Raw genomic sequence first — 25,026 nt, forward strand, 5'->3', positions numbered from 1 at the left:
CTTATTTGGGAAAGTGAGCCATGTTTGAAAAGCGTCACCGCATTACGTTGTTATTCAATGCCAACAAAGCCTACGACCGTCAGGTGGTTGAAGGGGTTGGTGAATATTTGCAGGCGTCGCAATCCGAGTGGGATATTTTCATTGAAGAAGATTTCCGCACCCGTCTGGAGAACATCAAAGACTGGCTGGGCGATGGTGTTATCGCTGACTATGACGATCCCGTCATTGAGCAATTGCTAACAGACGTCGACGTGCCCATTGTGGGTGTCGGCGGCTCGTATCATTCGCCCGATCACTATCCACCGGTCCACTACATCGCAACCGATAACCATGCGCTGGTCGAGGCCGCCTTTCTCCATTTAAAAGAGAAAGGCGTGCATCGCTTTGCCTTTTACGGGTTGCCCACTTCGAGCGGCAAACGGTGGGCGGTAGAGCGCGAGCATGCATTCTGCCAGCTGGTCGCAAAGGAGAAATATCGTGGCGTGGTGTATCAGGGGCTGGAAACTGCGCCGGAAAACTGGCAGCACGCGCAAAACCGCCTGGCGGACTGGCTGCAAACGCTGCCGCCCCAGACCGGGATTATTGCGGTAACAGATGCTCGTGCGCGCCACGTTTTGCAGGTCTGTGAACATTTGCATATTCCGGTGCCTGAAAAGCTGTGCGTCATTGGCATCGATAACGAAGAGTTAACCCGCTATTTGTCTCGCGTGGCGCTCTCTTCGGTCGCGCAGGGAACACGTCAAATGGGGTATCAGGCCGCGAAGCTCCTGCACCGCCTGCTGGACAACGAAGCCTTGCCGCTTCAGCGCCTGCTGGTTCCGCCTGTGCGTGTCGTCGAACGCCGCTCAACCGATTATCGTTCCTTAAGCGACCCGGCCGTCATTCAGGCCATGCACTACATTCGCAACCACGCCTGCAAAGGTATCAAGGTCGATCAGGTGCTGGATTCGGTCGGCATTTCTCGCTCAAACCTGGAAAAACGCTTTAAAGAGGAAGTGGGTGAAACCATTCACGCGGTTATTCATGCGGAAAAACTGGAGAAAGCGCGCAGCCTGCTGATCTCTACGTCGCTTTCCATCAATGAAATTTCACAAATGTGCGGCTACCCGTCGCTGCAGTATTTTTATTCGGTGTTCAGAAAGGAGTATGACACTACGCCGAAAGAGTACCGGGAACGCTATAGCGAAGTGCTGATATAAAAAGAAAATCGCCTTCCAATGGAAGGCGATTTTTGAGGATTACATATGTGCGGCAATTAAGCGCTGGTTGTCCTGGTACATCGCAAACAGATAGTTGTTATAGCGCTGCCCCTGGGTGGAATAACCTTTCAGCTTGTGGATCATCGTACTCGCCGTCACTTCCTGATCCGCTTTACGCAGCTGGGCGCGAGACTTACGGAACGAAGAGTAGGCCGGATGCGTGTTCAGATTCACGACATAGGCATTCACGGAATCTTTAACCGATTCAAACTGCGAGTAGCCTTTCACTTTACCGGGTGCATTGTTACAACGCCCTTTCACACATTTCATGCCGAAAAGATTGTTGTTATTACGTGCCAGCTTCGAGGTACCCCAACCGCTTTCAGCAGCGGCCATCGTTGCCACCATACTGCCCGGAATAATGTCTACACGTTCCAGAAGTGAATTCCACGGCACACGACGCGTGTTGCCATTCCATTTCACCTTGTAGCGTTTTGAAATCTCTTTCAGGCGCGTACGCTCAGACGGCGACCAGCGGCTATCGTACTGTTTTGAGATCAGCCAGTTACGATCCGCAGTAATTGCGGCATTTTGACTCGTGATGTAAGGCATTACCGTCCGGAGAAACGCTTTTTTCCTTGGTGTTCCGGAAGGGTATTTTCGCAAATCAGGAAGTGAACTACTCTTTGCACTATTGCGAGAATACTCTTGTTTACTGCTAACCTTACTACTTGTCGTCTTTATTACGTGGGCTTTCTTACTCGTTGTATCCGTGTGCGTCTTCGCAAGCACCTCACCCGAAAATGCCGTGGTGAGTAACATGAGTATCGCGGCCCCATATCGTCGAATGGGAGTCGATATCATTAGGTCTCCTGGTCGGATGTAATCATCCCAACACCTTATTTTTTTCACAAATTTGAGAGCGGAATCTCAAATCATATCAAAAATAGTCTTCCAGAGCACGTATAGAAATAGTCCAAATCCGAAACTATGTCACCTGAAACATGCTCACTAAAGCATCAATTCTGAAAAAATGTGTGCGATATCGCAGATAACTGCCTAATTTTGCGCGGGATCACTCATCCCTTCGCATCCTCCTGGCAGAACCCGCCGGAGGAGGAGTTTTTCCTCCTTACCCGGTGGCACACTGGTCAAAAAAGCCGCGACAGGAAAATGGAATGAAACGCACCGCATTGGCTCTCCTGATGTTACCCGCACTGGCGCATGCAGACTGGTCATCGCCGGAATTTAGCGCATTTCGCGCGGAAGGAACCGGAGTCTTCACCAGCCAGGCAAAGCTCGCGAAGGGTACCCGTCCTTTAACAGTGAGTTTTGACAACACGTGCTGGCAGCCAACGGGCTCCATAAAACTCAACGAGATGCTGTCGCTCAAACACTGCGAGGGCACACCGCCCCAGTGGCGGCTTTTCCGTGACGGTGATTATCAGATGCGTGTCGATACCCGCTCAGGGACGCCAACCCTGATGCTGACCATTCAGAGTACAGCGGAGAAACCTGTCGCGAACGTCGTCCGTCAGTGTCCAACATGGGATGGCAAACCTTTGACGCTGGAGGTAAGCAGTACCTTCCCGGAAGGCGCAGTGGTACGTGATTTCTACAGCAAACAGACGGCGACGGTGCAGAACGGCAAAATCACCCTACAGCCTGCCGCTAACAGCAACGGCCTGCTGTTGCTTGAGCGTGCCGAAACCGACCAGCCCGCGCCCTTCAGCTGGCAAAACGCCACCGTCTATTTCGTGCTGACCGACCGCTTTGTAAATGGCGACCCGAGTAACGACAACAGCTATGGCCGTCATAAAGACGGTATGCAGGAGATCGGCACCTTCCACGGTGGCGATCTCAAGGGGCTTACCGGCAAGCTTGATTATTTACAGCAACTGGGCGTCAACGCGCTGTGGGTAAGCTCCCCGCTGGAGCAAATCCACGGCTGGGTGGGCGGCGGAACCAAAGGCGATTTCCCTCACTACGCCTATCACGGTTACTACACGCAGGACTGGACGAAGCTCGATGCCAACATGGGCACCGAAGATGACCTGCGCCAGCTTGTTGACGAAGCGCACAAGCGCGGTATTCGTATTCTGTTTGATATCGTCATGAACCACGTCGGCTACGCGACCCTTGCGGACATGCAGGAGTACCAGTTTGGCGCGCTGTATCTGCAGGGTGATGAGTTGAAAAAAACGCTGGGTGAACGCTGGACGAACTGGAAGCCCGGCGCAGGCCAAAGCTGGCACAGCTTTAACGACTACATCAACTTCAGTGACAAAGCCGCATGGGAAAAATGGTGGGGCAAGAAATGGATCCGCACCGATATTGGTGATTACGACAACCCAGGCTTCGACGATTTAACCATGTCGCTGGCCTTCCTGCCGGATCTGAAAACGGAATCGAGGCCCCCGTCAGGCTTGCCGAACTTTTATCAACACAAGCCCGACACCGGCGCGAAAGCGATGACGAATTTCACGCCCCGGGATTACCTGACCCACTGGCTCAGCCAGTGGGTTCGTGACTACGGTATCGACGGCTTCCGGGTTGATACCGCAAAGCACGTTGAACTCGACGCGTGGCAGCAGCTGAAAGATCAGGCAGGCCAGGCACTGGCAGCGTGGAAAGCGGCTAACCCAGACAAAAAACTCGACAATGGGCCCTTCTGGATGACCGGTGAAGCCTGGGGCCACGGCGTGATGCAGAGCGATTATTACCGCCACGGTTTTGACGCGATGATCAACTTTGACTACCAGGAGCAGGCGGCGAAAGCGGTGGACTGTCTGGCTGATATCGATATGACGTGGCAGCAGATGGCGGAGAAACTGCAAAGCTTCAATGTGCTGAGCTATCTATCTTCACACGATACGCGACTGTTCCGCGAAGGAGGCCAGCGCGCGGCCGAGCTGCTCCTGCTGGCACCGGGCAGCGTGCAGATTTACTACGGCGATGAATCTGAACGTCCGTTCGGCCCGACAGGCTCCGACCCGCTTCAGGGCACCCGCTCGGACATGAACTGGCAGGATGTGACGGGCAAACAGGCCTTAACCGTCGCTCACTGGCAAACTCTGGGTCAGTTCCGCGCCCGTCACCCGGCGATTGGTGAAGGCAAGCAAACCACGCTGTCACTGAAGGAAGGCTACGGCTTTATGCGCGAGCACAAGGGCGATAAGGTGATGGTGGTGTGGGCAGGTAATTAATAAACGTTCTCCCCGCCTTACCCCTCACCCTAACCCTCTCCCCTGAGGGGAGAGGGAACCGCACGTAGCCGTCTTTCCCCCCTCGCCCCTTTGGGGAGAGGGCCGGGGTGAGGGGAAACAAACCAGAATAATTCACTACACAAATCCAACTCCGCCATACAAAACAACAAATCCGACCACATCACCTGATTTGCACCAGTACGGTGCTAGCGTTATGGTTACCCCCTTTCATAATAAGCCCGACAGATCACCTGCTATGACGTTTTCACTTTTCGGCGACAAATTTACCCGCCATTCAGGCATTACCCGCCTGATGGAGGACCTCAACGACGGGCTGCGCACACCGGGCGCCATCATGCTCGGCGGCGGAAACCCGGCTCAAATTCCGGAGATGAATACCTATTTCCAGACGCTGCTCGCTCAGATGCTGGAAAGCGGCAAAGCAACCGATGCACTTTGCAACTATGACGGCCCTCAGGGTAAAACCGAGCTGCTGAAACTCCTCGCCGATATGCTGCGTGAAGAGCTGGGTTGGGATATTGAGCCACAGAATATTGCACTGACAAACGGCAGCCAGAGCGCGTTTTTCTACTTGTTTAACCTGTTCGCAGGACGTCGCGCCGACGGCACGACCAAAAAAGTGCTGTTCCCGCTGGCACCGGAGTACATCGGCTATGCCGATTCCGGCCTCGAAGAAGACCTGTTTGTCTCCGCGCGCCCGAACATCGAACTGCTGCCGGAAGGCCAGTTCAAATATCACGTCGATTTTGAACACCTGCATATTGGTGAAGAGACGGGCATGATCTGCGTATCCCGTCCTACCAACCCAACGGGCAACGTGATTACCGATGACGAGCTAATGAAACTGGACGCGCTGGCCAATCAGCACGGCATTCCGTTGGTGATCGATAACGCCTACGGCGTGCCGTTCCCGGGGATTATCTTCAGTGAAGCTCGCCCGCTGTGGAACCCGAACATTGTTCTGTGCATGAGCCTGTCTAAACTGGGCCTGCCGGGCAGCCGCTGCGGCATCATCATTGCCAATGAAAAAATCATCACCGCCATTACCAACATGAACGGCATTATTAGCCTTTCACCCGGCGGCATCGGCCCGGCGATGATGTGCGAAATGATAAAGCGCAACGACCTGCTGCGCCTGTCGAATGAAGTGATTAAGCCGTTCTATTACCAGCGCGTTCAGGAGACGATTGCGATACTTCGTCGCTATTTACCGGAAGAACGCTGCCTGATCCACAAACCAGAAGGGGCGATTTTCCTCTGGCTGTGGTTTAAGGATCTGCCGATTACGACGGAACTTCTCTACCAGCGCCTGAAAAAGCGTGGTGTGCTGATGGTGCCTGGCGATTACTTCTTCCCGGGGCTGGATAAACCGTGGCCGCACACGCACCAGTGCATGCGCATGAACTATGTGCCTGATCCAGAAAAAATCGAAGCGGGTGTGAAAATTCTCGCGGAAGAGATTGAGAACGCCTGGCGCGAAAACGGTCAGTAAGTTCTTACGCCAGATGATGCAGCCGTTCGGCGCGTAATCTGGCGGGATCGACACAGCTTAACGCGTGGGTCGGGCAAGCCTCAACGCAGGCAGGTCCGCCCTCGCGATGCGTGCATAAATCACATTTCAGCGCCTGCGCACGATCCCCCACCCGCTGTACCTGCATCGCCCCAAACGGACACGCCATCATACAGCTTTTGCACCCGATGCATCGCGCCTGCTCAACGAGCCAGGCTCCGGCTGAACGTTGGATTGCACCGGTTGGGCACACATTTGCACAGGGTGCATCCTCGCACTGATGACACCCGACCGCGGTGGTATAAGAATCCCCTTTCACCACCCGAATGCGGGGCATGAAATCATTTGCGGTGACGAATTCCTGATGCGAAACCGCGCAGGCCACTTCGCAGGTGCGGCAACCAATGCATTTTTCCGAATCCGCCATGATAAATCGGTTCATCTGTTACGCCTCGCGCACGTTAAAACCCAGCTCTTTTGAGATAGCCTCTGCCGTTTCGCGCAGCGGCTTGAGCAGGTTCTTCTCACCCACCTGCTTCATGCGCGACGTCGACAGCGAAATGGAGATCGCATACGGCACGCGCCCGTGGATATCAAAGACCGGCACGGCAATGCAGGAAACCCCCAGCTCGTTCTCTTCTTTATCCATCGCCATGCTGCGATCGCGAATTTCCGCCAGCTCATCATACATCGCACTCAGCTCGGTAATGGTGTTGCGGGTCAAAGGTTGGATCTGTTCCTGATGGCTTTCCCAGTAGCTCGCCACGTAATCCTGATGACCAAACGCCATGTAGATTTTGCCCATTGCGGAGCAGTAGAGCGGCATATGCTGGCCGATATAGGCACGCGTGCGCAGCATACCGGTTGTCGGTTCGAGCTTATAAATCAGGATCGCGTGGTCGTCTTCCCGGCTGGAGAAGTTCACCGTTTCGCCGGTGGCAATATTCAGCGTCTCAAGGTGCGGAGCGGCCACGTGAATAATATTCAGCGACGACAGGGCCTTTTGCCCGACGGCGATAAATTTGGTGGTCAGGCGATAGCTGCCCGCTGCAGGTGCCGGGGTTACGTAACCGCACGACTGTAGCCCCTGCAGCAAGCGGTGCACGGTGCTCTTATTCAGCCCCGCGAGTTCAGATAAGTGCGCAAGCGGACACCCGTTCGGATAGTTGCTGAGGATCTCAATCAGCATCAGGCCGCGAAACAAGCTCTGGCTGCCTGCTGGCCTCTCTTTTTCTTGCGTCATTTCGCTCTCTTTCGTGCTCATCAAATGGCTCCTTTTTGTCGCGCCCTGATGGTAGCGCAAAGTGTGGTTCAGTTCACGATCTCAACAGAAAAAACACAACCGTTTGATTTTAATCGATTTTGAAAATCATGAATGTCGTTGATCTGGCAAAATTTGATCGCTATATTTGAAATCAGATTTCGCATAGTGAAATTTAGCGATATAAAAGCACTCGCACTTGCCCCGACAAAGAACAGGAGAACAGGGATGAAAGTGACCTTTGAAGAGTTAAAAGCGGCGTTCAATCGGGTTCTGCTCGATCGCGGCGTGAACGCGGAAACCGCAGACGCCTGCGCCGAGATGTTTGCCCGCACCACGGAATCCGGCGTTTATTCGCACGGCGTTAACCGTTTTCCGCGTTTCATTCAGCAACTTGATGCAGGCGATATCATTCCCGACGCTCAGCCAAAACGGGTGACAACACTGGGTGCCATCGAACAGTGGGATGCTCAGCGCTCCATCGGCAACCTGACGGCGAAAAAGATGATGGATCGCGCCACCGAGTTGGCGTCCGACCACGGTATTGGTCTGGTGGCATTGCGTAACGCGAACCACTGGATGCGCGGCGGCAGCTACGGCTGGCAGGCGGCGGAGAAGGGCTATATCGGCATTTGCTGGACTAACTCTATTGCCGTCATGCCCGCATGGGGATCAAAAGAATGCTGCATCGGCACCAACCCGCTGATCGTGGCTATACCCTCTAACCCGATCACCATGGTCGATATGTCGATGTCGATGTTCTCCTACGGCATGCTGGAGGTGAATCGCCTGGCCGGTCGCGAGCTGCCGGTCGATGGCGGCTTTGACGATGAGGGTAATCTCACCAGAGAACCCGGCGTGATTGAGAAAAACCGCCGTATTCTGCCGATGGGCTACTGGAAAGGGTCTGGCTTATCTGTCGTGCTCGATATGATCGCCACCCTGCTCTCCAACGGATCCTCCGTCGCGGAGGTGACTCAGGACAACAGCGACGAGTATGGCGTGTCGCAGATCTTCATCGCTATCGAAGTGGATCGTCTGATCGACGGCCCAACCCGCGATGCCAAGCTGCAGCGCATTATGGACTTCATCACCACCGCGCAGCGGTCAGATGAAAACGTTGCCGTCCGCCTTCCGGGCCATGAATTCACGCGCCTGCTGGAAGAGAACCGCCGCGACGGCATCACCATCGACGACAGCGTGTGGGCGAAAATCCAGTCTCTGTAAGGAGTGGACCATGATATTCGGACATATTTCCCAGCCCAATCCGTGTCGTCTGCCGCGGGCGATTGAAAAAGCGCTTCATTTTTTGCGCACCACGGATTTCACCACCCTGCCGCCAGGCGTGGTGGAAATTGAAGGTCGCACTATTTTTGCCCAGGTTCTCGACCTGACGACAAAGGAGCCGCACGAGAACCGCCCGGAAGTGCACCGCCGCTATCTGGATATTCAGTTTTTAGCATGGGGTGAAGAAAAAATCGGTATTGCCATTGATACCGGTAATAACGAAATAAGCGAATCATTACTGGAACAGCGGGATATTATTTTTTATCACGACAGCGCAAATGAATCGTTTATCGAAATGATACCCGGCAGCTATGCCATATTTTTCCCGCAGGATGTGCATCGTCCTGCCTGTATTAAGAACAAGGAAGCCGTGATTCGTAAAATTGTGGTGAAAGTGGCAATCAGTGAATTAGATTAATTTTCTGATAAATACAGGAACGCGAAATGACCAACACCGGTTTTATTATTGGTGCGTACCCCTGCGCACCCTCGTTTCACCAGAAAGGGGAACAAGAAGAACAAATCTTCTGGCGGGAACTTTCCGACACACCGCATATCCGCGGGCTGGAACAGCCGTGCCTTGAAAATCTCCATCCATTTGGTGATGAATGGCTGTTCCGTCATACGCCGGGCGACTGGCAAATCGTCGTCACAGCAGTCATGGAAACCATGCGCCGCCGGGGCGCCAACGGCGCGTTTGGCCTGGCCTCAGCCGAGGACGAACAGCGTAAAGCCTGCATCGATTTCTACCGTCATCTGCGCCAGAAAATTACTGCCGTGAACGCCCGTTTTCCCGGCAAAGTGATAGCCCTGGAGATGCAGGCGGCCCCGCAGGCGGGTAATGCTTCCGTCGAACAGGCTACCGAGGCGTTTTCACGCTCGATCCGGGAAATCGCGAGCTGGAGCTGGGACTGCGATCTGGTGCTGGAACACTGCGATGCCATGACCGGCCCGGCACCGCGCAAGGGCTTCCTGCCCCTGGAGCAGGTGCTGGAGGTGGTGAAAGACACCGATATCAGCGTCTGCATCAACTGGGCGCGCTCGGCTATCGAAGGCCGTAATACGACGCTCCCGCTAGAACATGTTCAGGCCGCACTCAGTGCCGGAAAGATGGGTGCACTGATGTTTTCGGGCACGACTCCCCGCGGAGAATACGGTGAATGGCAGGATCTGCACGCGCCGTTTTCTTCATTCTGCGCCGACAGTTTGATGTCCACTGAACACGCAAAATCACTCTTTACTGCGGCGAGCGCCGCAACGTTGAAATTCTCCGGTATTAAATTACTGGAAATAAATGCTAATGCTGACGTCAGCCATCGCATCGCTATTTTGCGCGACGGCATTAGCGAAATGAATAAAGCAACGCAATAACAATAAAAAATATCCCTATTCCGGTTACATTGACTGAGACAGTAAATATGAACACTTACTCGAATACTCTACAAGCGGACATTCCGCGCCAGCGCTGGCTAAGAATCATTCCTCCTATTCTTATCGCCTGCATCATTTCGTATATGGATCGCGTAAACATCGCCTTTGCCATGCCCGGCGGTATGGATGAAGAACTGGGTATTACCGCCACTATGGCGGGCCTGGCAGGTGGGATCTTCTTTATCGGCTATCTGTTCCTGCAGGTTCCCGGCGGCAAGATTGCCGTGCACGGCAGCGGCAAGAAGTTTATCGGCTGGTCGCTGGTCGCCTGGGCAGTGATCTCTGTGCTCACGGGCCTGGTGACGAATCAGTATCAGCTGCTGGTGCTGCGCTTCTTACTCGGTGTGGCGGAAGGTGGGATGCTGCCCGTGGTGCTCACCATGATCAGCAACTGGTTCCCGGATGCCGAACGCGGCCGCGCCAATGCCATTGTGATTATGTTTGTCCCCATCGCCGGGATCATCACCGCCCCGCTTTCGGGCTGGATCATCACCGCGCTCGACTGGCGCTGGCTGTTCATCATTGAAGGTCTGATGTCCGTCGTTGTGCTGGTGCTGTGGGCGTTCACCGTTTACGACCGACCGCAGGAAGCACGCTGGATTTCAGAGGCTGAGAAAAACTATCTGGTGCAAACGCTGGCGGCTGAACAGCAGGCCATCGCCGGTAAAGAGGTGAAAAACGCGTCTCTCGGCGCAGTGCTTTCCGACAAAACCATGTGGCAGCTGATCGCCCTGAACTTCTTCTACCAGACCGGGATTTACGGTTACACGCTCTGGCTGCCGACCATCCTGAAGGAGTTGACGCACACCAGCATCGGTCAGGTGGGCATGCTCGCCATCCTGCCTTACATCGGGGCCATTGCGGGGATGTTCCTGTTCTCAACGCTTTCTGACCGTACCGGCAAGCGCAAGCTGTTTGTCTCCCTGCCGTTGATTGGCTTTGCGCTCTGCATGTTCCTCTCCGTGGCGCTGAAAGAGAGTACCTGGCTGGCGTATGCCGCACTGGTGGGCTGCGGGTTCTTCCTGCAATCCGCAGCGGGCGTGTTCTGGACCATCCCGGCGCGTCTGTTTAGCGCAGAGATGGCAGGCGGCGCGCGCGGCGTGATCAACGCCCTGGGCAACCTCGGCGGGTTCTGCGGCCCGTATGCGGTTGGGGTGCTGATTACCCTGTACAGCAAAGACGCGGGCGTTTATTGCCTGGCGGTGTCTCTGGCGCTGGCGTCGCTGCTGGCCCTGCTGTTACCGGCAAAATGCGATGCCGGTGCAGAGCCTAATCCCACGGTGAATCCGCACAAGCGTGCGGCCTGATGCCCTCACCCCAGCCCTCTCCCACGGGGAGAGGGAGAAAACCGAACCGTAGGCCGGGTAAGCGAAGCGCCACCCGGCGAATAAGTGAGATGAAGATGAGCGAAAAAGAGCCCTTCTGGCTGGGTATCGATTGTGGCGGTACTTATCTGAAAGCCGGTTTATACAACAGCCAGGGCAAGGAAATCTGCATCGAGCGCCGCTCTGTTGCCACGCTTAGTCCACGCGCAGGCTACGCGGAGCGGGATATGCACCCGCTCTGGCAGCACTGTTACACTACCGTCGCCACGCTGCTCAAACATTCTGGCATCGACCCAGAGCAGATCAAAGGCGTCGGCATTTCTGCTCAGGGCAAAGGTCTGTTCCTGCTTGATAAACAGGATCGCCCCCTGGGCAACGCCATGCTCTCCTCTGACCGCCGGGCGCTGGAGATCGTGCAGCGCTGGCAGCAGGACGGCATTCCCGGGAAGCTCTATCCGCATACGCGCCAGACGCTGTGGACAGGGCACCCGGCCTCACTCCTGCGCTGGGTGAAAGAGAACGAGCCGCAGCGGTATCAGCAAATCGGCTGCGTGATGATGGCGCACGACTATCTACGCTGGTGTCTGACCGGCGTGAAGGGCTGCGAGGAGAGCAACATCTCCGAGTCCAACCTCTACAACATGAATACCGGGCAGTACGATCCCCAGCTCACGCGCTGGCTCGGTATCAGCGAAATTGACGGCGCCCTGCCGCCGATTGTCGGTTCAGCAGAAATTTGCGGGGAAATCACCCCTCAGGCAGCCGCACTTACCGGTCTCGCGGCGGGCACGCCCGTCGTTGGTGGACTGTTTGATGTGGTTTCCACCGCGATCTGCGCCGGGCTGCACGACGAACACACGCTGAATGCCGTCATGGGGACCTGGGCCGTCACCAGCGGGATTGCCAATGCGCTTCGCGATAACGAGCCATTCCCCTATGTGTATGGCCGTTACGTCCACCCGCAGCAGTACATCGTTCACGAAGCCAGCCCGACTTCATCCGGCAATCTTGAGTGGCTTACTGCCCAATGGGGCGATATGTCATTCGATGAAATCAACCATGCCGTCGCCAGCCTGCCGAAAGCGGAAAGCGATCTGTTCTTCCTGCCGTTCCTCTATGGCAGCAACGCCGGGATGGAGATGACCAGTGGCTTCTACGGCATGCAGGCGCTGCATACCCGCGCGCATCTCCTGCAGGCCGTTTACGAGGGCGTGGTGTTCAGCCACATGACCCACCTCAACCGCATGCTTGAACGCTTTACCCAGGTGCAGTCGCTGCGCGTCACGGGCGGCCCGACCCATTCTGACGTGTGGATGCAAATGCTCGCCGACGTCAGCGGCCTGGCGATTGAGCTGCCGCAGGTGGAAGAGACTGGCTGCTCCGGCGCGGCGCTGGCGGCGCTGGTAGGCACCGGCGTCTACCCCGATTTCCACGCAGCGCAGCGCACCCTCAAACACGATATCCGGGTGATTGAACCCGACATGCGCGCCCATGCGGCCTACCAGCGCAAATATCACCGTTACCAGTTACTGATTTCAGCACTTCAGGACTATCACGCCCGTATTAAGGAGTACGACCTATGAGCCGACCATTACTGCAGCTGGCGCTCGACCATACCTCACTTCAGGCTGCGCAGCGCGACGTCGCGACGCTTTCAGATCACGTCGATATCGTCGAAGCGGGCACCATTTTGTGCCTGACCGAAGGGCTGAGCGCCGTGCGCGCCCTGCGCGAACAGTGCCCGGACAAGATCATCGTGGCGGACTGGAAAGTGGCCGATGCCGGAGAAACGCTGGCTGAGCAGGCGTTTGGCGCGGGCGCTAACTGGATGACCATCATCTGCGCCGCACCGCTGGCAACCGTTGAGCGAGGCCACGAGGTCGCACTGCGCTGCGGCGGTGAAATCCAGATGGAGCTGTTTGGCAACTGGACGCTGGACGACGCGCGCGCGTGGCATCGCGTCGGCGTGAAGCAGGCTATCTACCACCGCGGGCGCGACGCGCAGGCAAGCGGTCAGCAGTGGGGCGAAGCCGATCTCGCGAAAATGAGGGCGCTCTCCGATATCGGTTTACAGCTTTCGATTACCGGCGGTATCACCCCTGCCGACCTGCCGCTATTTAAGCAGATCAACGTAAAAGCCTTTATTGCCGGGCGCGCGCTGGCAGGCGCCGCTAATCCGCCGCAGGTGGCACAGGCATTCCATTCGCAAATCCGCGACATCTGGGGAGCGTAACCATGCGTCAACATCCGTTAGGCATATACGAAAAAGCGCTGTCGAAAGATCTCTCCTGGCCGGAACGCCTGGTGCTGGCGAAAAGCTGTGGGTTCGATTTTGTTGAGATGTCCGTCGACGAGACCGACGAGCGTTTGTCACGCCTCGAGTGGAGCACCACGCAGCGCGCTTCGCTGGTTGAAGCGATGCTGGAAACCGGGGTGGCGATTCCATCCATGTGCTTGTCTGCCCACCGCCGTTTCCCGTTTGGCAGCCGCGATGAAACCGTGCGCCAACGCGCCCGCGAGATCATGACCAAAGCCATCAGGCTGGCGCGTGACTTAGGCATTCGCACCATTCAGCTTGCGGGTTATGACGTTTACTACGAGGAGCATGATGAAGGCACGCAGCAGCGCTTTGCCGAAGGGCTGGCGTGGGCCGTCGAGCAGGCCGCCGCCGCGCAGGTGATGCTGGCGGTGGAGATCATGGACACCGCGTTTATGAACTCCATCAGCAAGTGGAAAAAGTGGGACGACATGCTCGCCTCGCCGTGGTTCAGCGTTTACCCGGATGTCGGCAACCTGAGCGCGTGGGGCAACGACGTCACCGCCGAGCTGACGCTGGGCATTGACCGCATCGCCGCTATCCACCTGAAAGACACCCAACCCGTCACCGCACAAAGTCCCGGACAGTTCCGAGACGTGCCGTTTGGTGAGGGCTGCGTCGATTTCGTTGGCGTGTTTAACACGCTGAATAAGCTGAACTATCGCGGCGCGTTTCTGATTGAAATGTGGACTGAAAAAGCAAAAGAGCCGGTGCTGGAAATCATCCAGGCACGCCGCTGGATTGAAGCCCGTATGCAGGAAGGAGGTATGACATGTTAGAACAACTCAAAGCCGAGGTGCTGGCGGCTAACCTGGCGCTGCCCGCCCACCAGCTGGTGACCTTCACCTGGGGCAACGTCAGCGCGGTTGACCGCAAAAGCGGCCTGATGGTGATCAAGCCCTCCGGCGTGGAGTACGACGTGATGGCGGTGGAGGATATGGTGGTGGTGAATATTGCTACCGGCGAAGTGGTCGAGGGAAGTAAAAAACCCTCCTCCGACACGCCAACTCACCTTGCGCTCTATCGTCGATACCCGGAGATTGGCGGCATCGTGCATACCCACTCCCGCCACGCTACCATCTGGTCGCAGGCGGGCCAGGATTTACCGGCGTGGGGCACAACGCACGCAGACTATTTCTACGGGGCGATCCCCTGTACGCGACGGATGACCACGGCTGAAATCGCGGGCGAGTACGAATACCAGACGGGTGAAGTGATCATTAACACCTTCGAAGAGCGCGACTTAAGCCCGATGCAGATCCCGGCAGTATTGGTGCACTCCCACGGTCCGTTCGCCTGGGGTAAAGACGCTGCCGATGCGGTCCACAATGCCGTGGTACTGGAAGAGTGCGCCTATATGGGCCTGTTCTCACGCCAGCTTGCGCCGCAGTTGCCGGTTATGCAGCAGGAGCTGCTCGACAAGCATTATCTGCGCAAGCACGGTGCGAATGCCTATTACGGCCAGTGATCAGCCGGAATTAATATGCTCTTTACAGTACCGCCGTTTCCAGACGGCAGGGGTTAATCCCGTATGTTTTGAAAATATCTGCCGAAAATAGCCCACGTCATTAAAGCCGCAGCGGGTTGCCACTTCGGTGAGGGAGGCAGAGCCATCCAGCAACAGCTTTTCCGCTGCCCTGACGCGCTGGCGATGTATCGCCTCCGTCAGGGTTAAATTGAAAGTCCGGCGAAATACGCGCCCGAGGTAATCGGCATTGCAGTGCAATGCTGTTGCCAGCTGCGACGTAGAAAGCGGTAAATGAAACTGCGTGCGAATAAGCTGCTTTGCCTTCCATGCCATTGCCGCTCCGGCTTCGTCAGGCTTATCTTCATGTCCTGATGAGAGAGAAACTTGCTGTAATATCAGCAGTAGAATCATTTCCAACGCCACGCTGCGCTGTAATTTTTCCTGCTCGCTGAGAAATTGCCGGAAAAGCGCGATCACATACTGTGCATCCCTTACGCAGCAATGTTGTTCTATTGCCAGATTTGGCTGCAACGGCGGTTGATGTTCAACTTCAAAATGCAGCCAGTAAAATTTAAGATCTGCCGGAAAGTCTTCCACCCCAACATGCCGCCGATTCGGCCAGAGCAGTAGACTTTCTCCTGCCTTTACCTCAAAGACGCTGTTTTCTTCCTGGATCGTTAATGTCCCTTTTTCTACAAAAATAATCTCCCACGACCTTAATTTACGAGCAGGGTGTCGTCCCACTCCCCGGGAAATAAATAGCCCACCATTTTGCACCTTAATCGGAAGCGCTATGGATAATTCAAGCATAGATATTCACCATTGAGCTTTAATCAGTGTAATTATTGCGGTTATTCATTGATTATTAATAATTATTGCTTTCACTGCCCGATCGAAATCACAAATTTACCATCAGGTCGGAATCGCCACCTTTTTATACTTTTCCCTTCCCTTGTTGGCCTTTCTGTTCAGTGCAGAATGAATATGTACCTTGCACAAATACGATAATAAATTTGATTACCGAGGAGTTACCTGATGACTTCCACACCGATAACAAACTCTGACGTTGCACAACGGGCGATAGATGACCGTTTGTCCGTTCGCGAAAAAATAGGCTACGGCCTGGGCGACGCGGGCGGCACGGTGATTACCTGCCTGATCATGAATTTTCTGACCTTTTTCTATACTGATATTTTTGGTCTGACGCCTGCGCTCGTTGGCACGCTCTTTATTGCCTTGCGCGTATTTGACGCCATTTCCGATCCGGTAATGGGCATTATTGCCGACCGCACGCAAAGCCGCTGGGGACGTTTTCGTCCGTGGCAGCTGTGGGTCGCCTTCCCGATCGGGATTATCGGCGTACTGACCTTCACCGTTCCGGAAGCCAGCATGGGGGTGAAAATCGCCTGGGCGTTCGGTACCTATCTGCTGCTGTCCGTTGGCTATACCGCCATTAACGTTCCCTACTGCGCGCTGATCAACACCATGACCACCCGACATAACGAGGTTATCTCCTGTCAGTCCTGGCGTTTTGTACTCTGCGGCGTCGCGGGCTTTCTGGTTTCTGTGGGTCTACCATGGCTGGTCGCGGAGCTGGGCCAGGGCGATGCTGCAAAAGGTTATCAACTTGGCGTCGGCGTGCTTTGCGCTGTCGCCGTGGTGATGTTTCTCTGCTGTTTCTTCTGGGTGCGCGAGCGTGTCCCGCTGGCGCTGATGGGTAAATTCACGCTGCGCGAACATCTGGCTGGCCTGCGTAAGAACGATCAATTGCTGCTGATGCTGGTGATGTCATTTCTGCTGATCAACGTATTCAATATTCGTGGCGGCGGATACATGTACTTCATCACCTATGTGTTGCAAGGCAGCACTGCTTATACGTCGCTGTTTTTCACCATGGTGACGTTTGCGGCCATCCTGGGTGCCGTCATTGTCAGCCCGCTGACGCGTCGTATTGATACCGTGAAACTCTACTACTACACCAACCTGGTGCTTGCAGCACTGGCTGTTGGAATGTGGTTCTTACCAGGCGGTCCGGCTCATCAGACGTTCTGGCTGATCGTGATCCTGAGCAATGGTGTCATTCTCGGCTTTACCCTGCCGCTGCACTTCTCGCTGATGGCGTTTGCCGACGACTACGGCGAGTGGAAAACCGGGGTGCGTTCGTCGGGCATGAACTTCGCCTTCAACCTGTTTTTCATCAAACTCGCGTGGGCGTCCAGCGCCGGGATCATCAGCCTGGTGTTTATCGCCGTCGCCTACCAGCCAGGTGCGGGCAATCAGACGCCAGCTTCACTGCAGGGCATCACCGCCATGGAGACGCTGCTGCCAGCCCTTTTCCATCTGCTGCTGGCCGTCTCTATCCGCTGGTGCAGACTCAACAATCCTATGATGTCGCGCATTGCAACCGACCTGCGCCAGCGTCACATACCCTCCTGAGGAGAACACGATGTCCATTATGGAAGCCGACCTGCATAAACTGAAAATTAACGACCCGTTTCTCGGGCAGTATCAACGGCTGGTACGTGAGGTGGTGATCCCTTACCAGTGGGATGCACTAAACGATCGCGTGCAGGGCGCCGACCCCAGCCACGCCATCACCAACTTCCGCATTGCGGCGGGCCTGGAGCAAGGAAGTTTCTACGGCATGGTGTTTCAGGACAGCGACGTCGCAAAATGGCTCGAAGCCGTGGCGTGGTCGCTGTGCCAGAAACCGGATGCTGAACTGGAAAAAACCGCCGACGAGGTGATTGCGCTGGTCGCGGCGGCGCAATGTGACGATGGCTATCTCAACACGTACTTTACGGTAAAAGCGCCCAACGAGCGCTGGACGAATCTGGCTGAATGCCACGAGCTATACTGCGCCGGACATATGATTGAAGCTGGCGTGGCGTATTTTCAGGGAACAGGGAAACGCCATCTTCTGGATGTTGTCTGCAGACTAGCGGACCATATTGACAGCGTGTTTGGCCCCGGCGAAAACCAGCTACACGGTTATCCGGGCCACCCGGAAATCGAGCTGGCGCTGATGAGGCTTTACGACATCACGCAGGAGCCCCGCTATCTCACTCTGGTGAAATATTTCATCGAACAACGCGGGGTGCAGCCTCACTTTTATGATATCGAATACGAGAAACGCGACAGAACATCATACTGGAACACCTATGGCCCTGCCTGGATGGTCAAGGACAAAGCCTACAGCCAGGCGCATCAGCCGCTTTCTGAGCAACAAACGGCCATCGGCCACGCGGTACGTTTTGTCTACCTGATGGCGGGCATGGCGCATCTGGCGCGCCTGAGTCATGACGAGGGTAAACGGCAGGACTGTCTGCGGCTGTGGAAAAATATGGCGCAGCGCCAGCTGTACATTACCGGTGGAATCGGCTCGCAAAGCAGCGGCGAGGCGTTCAGCAGCGATTACGATCTGCCCAACGATACGGTGTATGCCGAAAGCTGTGCCTCCATCGGTCTGATGATGTTTGCCCGCAGGATGCTGGAGATGGAGGCCGACGGCCACTACGCCGACGTGATGGAGCGCGCGTTATACAACACGGTACTGGGCGGAATGGCGCTGGACGGTAAGCATTTCTTTTATGTGAATCCACTGGAAGTGCACCCGAAAACGCTGGCATTCAACCATATCTACGATCACGTGAAACCCGTCCGCCAGCGCTGGTTTGGCTGCGCCTGTTGCCCGCCGAATATCGCTCGCGTGCTGACCTCGTTGGGGCACTATATTTATACCGTCCGTCAGGATGCGCTTTTTATTAACCTTTACGTGGGCAACGATGTCGCCATACCCGTTGACGACGAAACCCTGGCGCTGCGAATTAGCGGCAACTATCCGTGGCATGAACAGGTAAAAATCGACATTACCTCGCCTGTTCCCGTCACGCATACGCTAGCCCTGCGGCTGCCGGACTGGTGTGCCGCGCCTGACGTTACATTAAATGGAGAAGCGGTAACAGGCGAGATCTCCCGTGGATACCTTTATCTAACCCGCAGCTGGCAGGAGGGTGACGTCATTACACTAACGTTACCTATGCCGGTTCGCCGAGTGTATGGCAACCCACAGGTCCGCCAGCAGGCAGGGAAAGTCGCACTGCAGCGCGGCCCGCTAGTCTACTGTCTGGAAGAGGCCGATAACGGTGCCAATCTTCATCACCTTTCTCTGCCTGAAAACAGCGAGTTCAGGGTCTTTGAAGGGAAAGGGATTTTCGCGCACAAGATGCTGATACAGGCAGAGGGGATTGGGTTTCACGTGAAGGACACGGATGCGCTGTGGCAGTACGATCGCTCGCCGGTACAACGTCAGCCCCAGACGCTGACCTTTATTCCCTGGTTTAGCTGGGCTAACCGGGGAGAAGGGGAAATGCGGATATGGGTGGATGAAGCATAAACAAGAATAATGACACCTTTATTAATATATAATATTTTTATCGAGCTCGGTGATGCCGAGCTCACTGATTAGCATCGATTGAAAGACAATGTGATCTAACCCTCGGTATTGTTTTTTTGCGGTCGTTCAACTCAGACATACCATTGTCTGGCATGCATTTTAGTGTTATTCCATACAGACACACAGCTAAAAATAAGGATATCCCATGGAATTCACTGAAAGATTAAATGCCTTATCAAATAAAATAAAACAACAACTTGATGTAATTAATACTGAAGAAGCAACAAAAACTGCATTTGTAATGCCATTCATTCATAACGTTCTGGGTTATGATGTTTTTGACCCTTCAGAAGTGACACCTGAATTTGTCTGTGATGTTGGTACAAAAAAAGGTGAGAAAATCGATTATGCTATAATGAAAAACAATGATGTACAGATACTTATTGAATGTAAGAAAATTGGCGAGCCATTAAATATAAATCATGCCTCGCAGTTATTCAGGTATTTTCATGTAACAAATGCCAGAATCTCAATCCTCACCAATGGACAAAATTATAAATTCTATACCGACCTGGATGCTCCTAATAAAATGGATGAAAAACCATTTTTGGAAGTAGACCTTCTTGATATTGACGAGAATATAATACCTGAGTTAAAAAAATTAACTAAGTCTTCGTTTGATTTGGAATCAATTATCAATGCTGCTGGTGAATTAAAATATGTCAGCCAAATCAAAAAAATACTGCATTCTCAGCTAAATAACCCTGAAGATGACTTTGTGAAATTTTTTGCATCCCGAGTTTATGATGGGATTCTGACCCAAAAAGTTAGAGAGTCTTTTTTAAATTTGACTAAAAAAGCTGCAGGCCAGTATATAAATGATCAGGTAAATGAGCGCCTCAAGTCAGCCATTACGGGCATAACCCCAGCGATCATCGAAATCCCAAATGAGTCATCACATATTGAGGAAGACGAACATAAAGACGAAAGCGATGTGGTAACAACGCTAGAGGAGCTCGAGGGATATCATATTGTTAAAGCAATCACCAGAGCGGTACTGGAGGCACCCCGTATAACTCACAGAGATACCAAAAGCTACTTTGGTATTCTTGTAGATGACAACAACCGCAAACCCCTTTGCCGATTACATTTTAATCGCACGCAAAAATACATCGGTCTTTTCGATATAGAAAAAAACGAAACGCGTCATCCCATAGCGACGGTAGATGATATCTATTCCTTTGCTGATATCCTGAAAGCAACCGCAGCTCTCTATAATTAATCTTTAACCAGGCAGCACGCGACGTGCTGCCTCAGCCAGAAATGCGCTTCGATTACCGAACTGAGGATGCTCGCTGACATAGGAATCAATCTTTACCAGCAAACGTCGAGGCATCGTAATGTTGATACGCTCGGCCCTGCCGTCGAACTGTTTCATATTAATATCCACCAACAGCCATTGCCCGCCGGTGAAATCCTCAGGACGACTTTCCAGATGCGCTTCCACATTACCCGGAAGAGGCAGTGCATCATCCAATTCAAACAGCGCTTCGAAGTGCGATGTGAGCGCATCACGTGCATCCTGAAAAGCGTCGTCCAGGGAATCACCTGCAAAAAAGCAGCCTGGAACGTCAGGGAAAAAGCCGCTGGCGCTACCGTCGGAGTCAGAATGAATGTAAGCCGGATAAAACATAACTACTCCTGATATCAGTGTTTAATTCCCGCCTGCCGCCAGATCTGGGCGAGAGTGCCCGGTTTAATATCCTTCTTAGGATGTGGGACTGTAACCAGCCCTTTCTGTTCGGGATGGCGAAACTGGTGATGGCTTCCTTTAGTTCTGACACATTTCCAGCCATGGCTGATCAGAACAGTAATGACATCCGCACTTTTCACATCCCAATCCTTCCATGATTATACACATGATACACACCATCGCTATCGGATTGAATCACATTAGCGCATAAGGAACATCAGTGCAGCCGTGCTTTGGCGGAACAGGAAGAAGCATCGAGAAATGAAAAAGGAATACGTTGTATTACCGATAAAAATGCAGGCACGATCGCAGGCCGGGTAAGGCGAAGCCGCCACCCGGCTTTACCGCATCAGAAACGCCAGGTCAGGCCGGTCATCAGCGCGAAGCTGTCGTCGCGGTCAATCATCGGACTGTTCTTCACGTCGTCAGGCAACACGGTATAGACCGCGCTGGCATTCAGATACAGTTTCTGCGTCAGCTGATATTTTGCCGCCAGGCCAACGTACGGTGTCCAGGTGTCGCCCGCGGTGTATTCATCCAGACCTGAGCGGCGAGACTCGCTGCCGGACACGCCGTAGTAGTAGTCGTTATAGCTTTCATCGCTGTAGAAAATGCCCACAGAAGGCGTCAGCGTCAGGCGTTCCATGCGGATTGGGCGGAAGTAAGAAATTTCACCCACCACGCCGCCGCTTTCATCCATCGCGTCACCGGAAACGGCAAATTTCAGGGAACCCCATTTTTCATGGCGGTAGTACGCGCCGCCGAGGAATGCCGAAGCTTTACGCTCATCAAGGTGCTTCATCTGATGATCGTCATTGTCATCCGGGTCGAAATGCAGCGGCATCCAGGATGCGGTCAGGCTGAATTCATTCTTGCTGTCTTTCCACAGGATCCATCCTCCCGTGGTCTGACGCACATAGAAGTTATCGCCTTCGTAGCTAATTAACGGTACAGCGGTGGTATTTTCGTTATACCCTTTGTAAGGCGACTCGTTAAATACCGCCCCCGCCCCGAGTGAAAAGTCGCCAGCCATTACCGATGATGTCGAAAATAATGCGGCAGCGATGAGTAAATTATATTTAACAGTCATTCTATGCAATCCATTTAAACGCCGAACAAGCAAGGCGCATAATAATGGTTACAAATTTGCCAAAGCAACGCTGCCGTTTATATAATATTATATATAAAACCATATAGATGGGCGTGCATGATGAATAGCTTACAATTGAAACCACGTGAATTAAAAATTATTTCCGTCATCGCCGCCACCCACAGTATTGGCGATGCCGCCGCCCTGCTAGGGATGGCGCAGGCCAATGTAAGCAAATATTTGTCCGATTTTGAAACCCGCGTTGGGCTCAAAGTGTTTGAACGTACGACACGCCAACTGGCGCTGACGCAATTCGGTGAGGCGTTGCTGCCTTATGTGAATGCCACACTGGATAAAAATAGCCAACTAATTAATTTTATTGCCGATTATAAGCATGAAAAACGCGGCAAAGTGACGATTTACGCCCCGACAGGTATCGTGACCTATCTGGCGCGTCATGTGATCCATAAGATAGAAGAGATTGGTGATATTCGCCTGTCGTTAAAAACCTATAACCTCGATCGGAACGAGTTTTCCGACGGTGTGACGTTTCCAGACGATTGCGACATTCTCATTACTTACGCCCAGCCAAAAGATGAAAACCTGGTCGCCAGCGTGCTGACAAAATATTCCGTCACCGCATTTGCCAGCAAGGAATATTTAACTAAACATCCGATTAAAGGGCCGGAAGACTTAATAAATCATTCGTGTATATTAATAGACTCAATGTTAGTAGATGATGCCAATATCTGGCGCTTCCGGGTACACGACAGTGAAGAGGTTCACGACTATAAAGTGACCGGAAATTATATTTGTGATAATACGCAGACGGCGCTTGAACTGGCTCGAAATAATCTTGGCATTGTCTTCGCACCAAAAGAAAGTCTAAAAAAAGAACTGACTCATGGCATGCTGGTCCCCTGTTTTCCACATCAGGAAGAGTGGTGGCTGGATCTGACTGCAATATTCCGCAAGCGCGAATATCAACCCTGGCGCGTGCAATATGTTCTGGATGGTGTACTGAACTGCCTGCGCCAGCAAATCACTCAGGCCGTCCAGGGACGGCCTGATTTAGGCAATTAAAAGAGCCCCAACGGTTTATCGGAATAACTGACCAGCAGGCATTTTGTCTGCTGGTAATGTTCCAGCATCATTTTGTGGGTTTCTCGCCCAATACCTGACTGCTTGTAACCGCCAAATGCCGCATGCGCCGGATAGGCGTGATAGCAGTTCGTCCATACGCGCCCGGCCTGAATGCCGCGCCCCATTTTATAAGCCAGATTTCCGTTGCGGCTCCAGACCCCCGCCCCCAGGCCATACGGCGTATCGTTAGCAATCTCCAGCGCCTCCTCCATGGTTTTGAAGGTCGTTACTGCCAAAACCGGTCCGAAAATTTCCTCCTGGAAGACGCGCATGTTGTTTTGACCGGACAGGATTGTCGGTTCAAGGTAGTAACCCTCCTGCAGATCCCCGCCCAGCACCTTACGGCGGCCACCGGTCAGGATCTCTGCGCCCTCTTTTTTACCTATATCAATGTAATTAAGGATGGTTTCCAACTGCCCATGGGACACCTGCGCGCCCATCTGCGTAACGTTATCAAGCGGGTTACCGCTACGAATCGACTCCACGCGACGGATTGCCCGCTCCATAAAGCGCTCATAAATGGACTCCTGCACCAGCGCACGGCTTGGACAGGTGCATACTTCCCCCTGATTGAAGGCAAACAGCGCAAACCCTTCCAGCGCTTTATCAAAGAACGCATCCTCTTCATCCATAACGTCAGCGAAGAAGATGTTCGGTGATTTTCCGCCCAGCTCCAGCGTCACCGGGATGATGTTCTGGGTCGCGTACTGCATGATTTGCTGGCCCACTTCCGTCGACCCGGTAAACGCAACCTTAGCGATGCGTTTTGAGGTGGCGAGATATTCCCCAATCTCGCCCCCGGCGCCGTTGACGACGTTAATGACGCCTGGCGGCAGCAGGTCTCCAATCACCTCCATCAACAGCAGCACCGACAACGGGGTTAAACGCGCCGGTTTGAGCACGATACAGTTCCCGGCCGCCAGCGCGGGCGCCATTTTCCAGCTCGCCATCAGCAGCGGAAAGTTCCACGGGATAATTTGTCCCACCACACCCAGCGGCTCGTGGAAATGATACGCCACGGTGTCTTTATCAACTTCACTTATTCCCCCCTCCTGAGCACGAATGCAGGAGGCAAAATAACGGAAATGGTCAATCGCCAGCGGCACATCTGCCGCCATGGTTTCACGGATTGGTTTGCCGTTGTCCCAGGTTTCCGCCGTCGCTAACAGCTCCAGATTCTGCTCCATCCGGTCAGCGATTTTGAACAACATCGCGGCTCTGTCCTGAACGGAAGTCTGTCCCCATTTATCTTTGGCTTTGTGCGCAGCATCCAGCGCCAGGTCTATATCGCGCTTGCCGGAGCTGGCTATCTCACACAGCGGCTGGCCAGTGACGGGCGTGAGGTTGGAATAGTATTCACCGTCGACGGGAGCCACCCAGTCGCCGCCAATAAAGTTGTCATAACGGGGCTTCAGCTTGAGGGGAAAACCATACTCGCCAGGCTGGATACGTGATGAGGGAGGATTGTTTGTCATGACCGTCTCCTTGCTGTTGGTGTACAACAAGGGTAGCTCCCACTGGCGATTTTCTCGCCAACCGGTGACGGGTTTACGAGGCGTATCACGGATTACCGTACTTTACGTTTCGTTTCTGCCGCTGAGCCATACTTAACAGCTCAA

Annotated in this window: 23 protein-coding genes; 15 read left to right on the forward strand and 8 right to left on the reverse strand. The window is 53.9% G+C overall.

Annotation, left to right across the window (positions count from 1 at the left end):
- Positions 1-20: 20 nt before the first annotated feature.
- Positions 21-1,199, forward strand: a complete 1,179-nt coding sequence (gene xylR / locus N2K86_RS21530; protein ID WP_260659907.1) for a D-xylose utilization transcriptional activator XylR — start codon at positions 21-23, stop codon at positions 1,197-1,199.
- A 39-nt stretch (positions 1,200-1,238) separates the two neighbouring features.
- Here the strand turns inward: xylR and N2K86_RS21535 are convergent, their stop codons facing one another.
- The gene (locus tag N2K86_RS21535; RefSeq protein WP_100165422.1) at positions 1,239-2,063 is read right to left on the reverse strand and encodes a protein bax; all 825 of its coding nucleotides are present in this window, start codon (positions 2,061-2,063) and stop codon (positions 1,239-1,241) included.
- A gap of 314 nt (positions 2,064-2,377) precedes the next feature.
- Here N2K86_RS21535 and N2K86_RS21540 point away from each other — a divergent pair, with 314 nt between their 5' ends.
- Positions 2,378-4,405 (forward strand): alpha-amylase, encoded by a 2,028-nt coding sequence (locus N2K86_RS21540; RefSeq protein ID WP_260659908.1) that lies wholly within the window; start codon positions 2,378-2,380, stop codon positions 4,403-4,405.
- Between the two features lie 256 nt (positions 4,406-4,661).
- On the forward strand, positions 4,662-5,918 hold the full coding sequence (avtA, locus tag N2K86_RS21545; protein WP_260659909.1) for a valine--pyruvate transaminase: 1,257 nt from the start codon (positions 4,662-4,664) through the stop codon (positions 5,916-5,918).
- 4 nt (positions 5,919-5,922) lie between these two features.
- On the opposite strand, the gene N2K86_RS21550 is transcribed toward avtA, so the two are convergent.
- Together N2K86_RS21550 and yiaJ are read right to left on the reverse strand one after the other, a co-directional pair.
- Positions 5,923-6,378, reverse strand: a complete 456-nt coding sequence (locus N2K86_RS21550; protein ID WP_260659910.1) for a 4Fe-4S dicluster domain-containing protein — start codon at positions 6,376-6,378, stop codon at positions 5,923-5,925.
- A gap of 3 nt (positions 6,379-6,381) precedes the next feature.
- On the reverse strand, positions 6,382-7,200 hold the full coding sequence (gene yiaJ / locus N2K86_RS21555; protein WP_260659911.1) for an IclR family transcriptional regulator YiaJ: 819 nt from the start codon (positions 7,198-7,200) through the stop codon (positions 6,382-6,384).
- Positions 7,201-7,425: 225 nt separating this feature from the next.
- Here yiaJ and yiaK point away from each other — a divergent pair, with 225 nt between their 5' ends.
- From yiaK to araD, 8 genes are all read left to right on the forward strand, one after another.
- Positions 7,426-8,424 (forward strand): 3-dehydro-L-gulonate 2-dehydrogenase, encoded by a 999-nt coding sequence (yiaK, locus tag N2K86_RS21560; RefSeq protein ID WP_260659912.1) that lies wholly within the window; start codon positions 7,426-7,428, stop codon positions 8,422-8,424.
- A 10-nt stretch (positions 8,425-8,434) separates the two neighbouring features.
- A complete protein-coding gene (locus N2K86_RS21565; RefSeq protein ID WP_260659913.1) occupies positions 8,435-8,902 on the forward strand; it encodes a YhcH/YjgK/YiaL family protein in 468 nt (155 codons plus the stop codon).
- A gap of 26 nt (positions 8,903-8,928) precedes the next feature.
- Positions 8,929-9,855 carry a DUF4862 family protein gene (locus N2K86_RS21570; protein ID WP_260659914.1) on the forward strand — a complete coding sequence of 309 codons (927 nt, stop codon included), beginning with the start codon at positions 8,929-8,931 and terminating at the stop codon, positions 9,853-9,855.
- A 47-nt stretch (positions 9,856-9,902) separates the two neighbouring features.
- Positions 9,903-11,222 carry an MFS transporter gene (locus N2K86_RS21575; protein WP_260659915.1) on the forward strand — a complete coding sequence of 440 codons (1,320 nt, stop codon included), beginning with the start codon at positions 9,903-9,905 and terminating at the stop codon, positions 11,220-11,222.
- Between the two features lie 95 nt (positions 11,223-11,317).
- Complete coding sequence (locus tag N2K86_RS21580) at positions 11,318-12,823, forward strand: FGGY-family carbohydrate kinase (RefSeq protein WP_260659916.1); 1,506 nt, start codon at positions 11,318-11,320, stop codon at positions 12,821-12,823.
- Positions 12,820-13,473, forward strand: a complete 654-nt coding sequence (gene ulaD, locus N2K86_RS21585; protein WP_260659917.1) for a 3-keto-L-gulonate-6-phosphate decarboxylase UlaD — start codon at positions 12,820-12,822, stop codon at positions 13,471-13,473. Before N2K86_RS21580 ends, ulaD begins: the two co-directional genes overlap by 4 nt.
- 2 nt (positions 13,474-13,475) lie before the next feature.
- Complete coding sequence (locus N2K86_RS21590; protein ID WP_010436719.1) at positions 13,476-14,336, forward strand: L-ribulose-5-phosphate 3-epimerase; 861 nt, start codon at positions 13,476-13,478, stop codon at positions 14,334-14,336.
- The gene (gene araD, locus N2K86_RS21595; RefSeq protein ID WP_260659918.1) at positions 14,330-15,025 is read left to right on the forward strand and encodes an L-ribulose-5-phosphate 4-epimerase; all 696 of its coding nucleotides are present in this window, start codon (positions 14,330-14,332) and stop codon (positions 15,023-15,025) included. The genes N2K86_RS21590 and araD overlap by 7 nt, the downstream gene beginning before the upstream one ends.
- Here araD and N2K86_RS21600 read toward each other — a convergent pair whose 3' ends face one another.
- Complete coding sequence (locus N2K86_RS21600) at positions 15,026-15,835, reverse strand: helix-turn-helix domain-containing protein (protein ID WP_260659919.1); 810 nt, start codon at positions 15,833-15,835, stop codon at positions 15,026-15,028.
- A 225-nt stretch (positions 15,836-16,060) separates the two neighbouring features.
- Here N2K86_RS21600 and N2K86_RS21605 point away from each other — a divergent pair, with 225 nt between their 5' ends.
- The 3 genes from N2K86_RS21605 to N2K86_RS21615 all read left to right on the forward strand — a co-directional run bounded on the left by N2K86_RS21605 (position 16,061) and on the right by N2K86_RS21615 (position 20,703).
- On the forward strand, positions 16,061-17,461 hold the full coding sequence (locus N2K86_RS21605; RefSeq protein WP_260659920.1) for an MFS transporter: 1,401 nt from the start codon (positions 16,061-16,063) through the stop codon (positions 17,459-17,461).
- 10 nt (positions 17,462-17,471) lie between these two features.
- The gene (locus N2K86_RS21610; protein ID WP_260659921.1) at positions 17,472-19,421 is read left to right on the forward strand and encodes a glycoside hydrolase family 127 protein; all 1,950 of its coding nucleotides are present in this window, start codon (positions 17,472-17,474) and stop codon (positions 19,419-19,421) included.
- A 205-nt stretch (positions 19,422-19,626) separates the two neighbouring features.
- Positions 19,627-20,703, forward strand: coding sequence for a type I restriction endonuclease (locus N2K86_RS21615; protein ID WP_260659922.1), 1,077 nt, complete (start codon positions 19,627-19,629; stop codon positions 20,701-20,703).
- Between the two features lie 3 nt (positions 20,704-20,706).
- Here N2K86_RS21615 and N2K86_RS21620 read toward each other — a convergent pair whose 3' ends face one another.
- The 3 genes from N2K86_RS21620 to N2K86_RS21630 all read right to left on the reverse strand — a co-directional run bounded on the left by N2K86_RS21620 (position 20,707) and on the right by N2K86_RS21630 (position 22,264).
- A complete protein-coding gene (locus N2K86_RS21620; RefSeq protein WP_260659923.1) occupies positions 20,707-21,114 on the reverse strand; it encodes a type II toxin-antitoxin system HicB family antitoxin in 408 nt (135 codons plus the stop codon).
- 14 nt (positions 21,115-21,128) lie between these two features.
- Positions 21,129-21,314, reverse strand: a complete 186-nt coding sequence (locus tag N2K86_RS21625) for a type II toxin-antitoxin system HicA family toxin (protein ID WP_071993467.1) — start codon at positions 21,312-21,314, stop codon at positions 21,129-21,131.
- A gap of 209 nt (positions 21,315-21,523) precedes the next feature.
- Positions 21,524-22,264, reverse strand: a complete 741-nt coding sequence (locus tag N2K86_RS21630) for a MipA/OmpV family protein (protein WP_260659924.1) — start codon at positions 22,262-22,264, stop codon at positions 21,524-21,526.
- 117 nt (positions 22,265-22,381) lie between these two features.
- Between N2K86_RS21630 and N2K86_RS21635 the strand changes: the two genes are divergently transcribed.
- Positions 22,382-23,347: a LysR family transcriptional regulator gene (locus N2K86_RS21635; protein ID WP_260659925.1), complete on the forward strand. Its 966-nt coding sequence runs from the start codon at positions 22,382-22,384 to the stop codon at positions 23,345-23,347.
- On the opposite strand, the gene exaC is transcribed toward N2K86_RS21635, so the two are convergent.
- On the reverse strand, positions 23,344-24,882 hold the full coding sequence (exaC, locus tag N2K86_RS21640; RefSeq protein WP_260659926.1) for an acetaldehyde dehydrogenase ExaC: 1,539 nt from the start codon (positions 24,880-24,882) through the stop codon (positions 23,344-23,346). The two genes, N2K86_RS21635 and exaC, sit on opposite strands and share 4 nt — an antisense overlap.
- Positions 24,883-25,026: the final 144 nt, after the last annotated feature.

It is taken from the genome of Enterobacter mori, from assembly GCF_025244905.1.
GTDB lineage: Bacteria > Pseudomonadota > Gammaproteobacteria > Enterobacterales > Enterobacteriaceae > Enterobacter > Enterobacter mori_A.

Coding starts and splice junctions, on each gene's coding strand:
- xylR (WP_260659907.1), top strand. CDS start 21: ATGTTTGAAAAGCGTCACCGCATTACGTTGTTATTCAATGCCAACAAA.
- N2K86_RS21535 (WP_100165422.1), bottom strand. CDS start 2,063: ATGATATCGACTCCCATTCGACGATATGGGGCCGCGATACTCATGTTA.
- N2K86_RS21540 (WP_260659908.1), top strand. CDS start 2,378: ATGAAACGCACCGCATTGGCTCTCCTGATGTTACCCGCACTGGCGCAT.
- avtA (WP_260659909.1), top strand. CDS start 4,662: ATGACGTTTTCACTTTTCGGCGACAAATTTACCCGCCATTCAGGCATT.
- N2K86_RS21550 (WP_260659910.1), bottom strand. CDS start 6,378: ATGAACCGATTTATCATGGCGGATTCGGAAAAATGCATTGGTTGCCGC.
- yiaJ (WP_260659911.1), bottom strand. CDS start 7,200: ATGAGCACGAAAGAGAGCGAAATGACGCAAGAAAAAGAGAGGCCAGCA.
- yiaK (WP_260659912.1), top strand. CDS start 7,426: ATGAAAGTGACCTTTGAAGAGTTAAAAGCGGCGTTCAATCGGGTTCTG.
- N2K86_RS21565 (WP_260659913.1), top strand. CDS start 8,435: ATGATATTCGGACATATTTCCCAGCCCAATCCGTGTCGTCTGCCGCGG.
- N2K86_RS21570 (WP_260659914.1), top strand. CDS start 8,929: ATGACCAACACCGGTTTTATTATTGGTGCGTACCCCTGCGCACCCTCG.
- N2K86_RS21575 (WP_260659915.1), top strand. CDS start 9,903: ATGAACACTTACTCGAATACTCTACAAGCGGACATTCCGCGCCAGCGC.
- N2K86_RS21580 (WP_260659916.1), top strand. CDS start 11,318: ATGAGCGAAAAAGAGCCCTTCTGGCTGGGTATCGATTGTGGCGGTACT.
- ulaD (WP_260659917.1), top strand. CDS start 12,820: ATGAGCCGACCATTACTGCAGCTGGCGCTCGACCATACCTCACTTCAG.
- N2K86_RS21590 (WP_010436719.1), top strand. CDS start 13,476: ATGCGTCAACATCCGTTAGGCATATACGAAAAAGCGCTGTCGAAAGAT.
- araD (WP_260659918.1), top strand. CDS start 14,330: ATGTTAGAACAACTCAAAGCCGAGGTGCTGGCGGCTAACCTGGCGCTG.
- N2K86_RS21600 (WP_260659919.1), bottom strand. CDS start 15,835: ATGCTTGAATTATCCATAGCGCTTCCGATTAAGGTGCAAAATGGTGGG.
- N2K86_RS21605 (WP_260659920.1), top strand. CDS start 16,061: ATGACTTCCACACCGATAACAAACTCTGACGTTGCACAACGGGCGATA.
- N2K86_RS21610 (WP_260659921.1), top strand. CDS start 17,472: ATGTCCATTATGGAAGCCGACCTGCATAAACTGAAAATTAACGACCCG.
- N2K86_RS21615 (WP_260659922.1), top strand. CDS start 19,627: ATGGAATTCACTGAAAGATTAAATGCCTTATCAAATAAAATAAAACAA.
- N2K86_RS21620 (WP_260659923.1), bottom strand. CDS start 21,114: ATGTTTTATCCGGCTTACATTCATTCTGACTCCGACGGTAGCGCCAGC.
- N2K86_RS21630 (WP_260659924.1), bottom strand. CDS start 22,264: ATGACTGTTAAATATAATTTACTCATCGCTGCCGCATTATTTTCGACA.
- N2K86_RS21635 (WP_260659925.1), top strand. CDS start 22,382: ATGATGAATAGCTTACAATTGAAACCACGTGAATTAAAAATTATTTCC.
- exaC (WP_260659926.1), bottom strand. CDS start 24,882: ATGACAAACAATCCTCCCTCATCACGTATCCAGCCTGGCGAGTATGGT.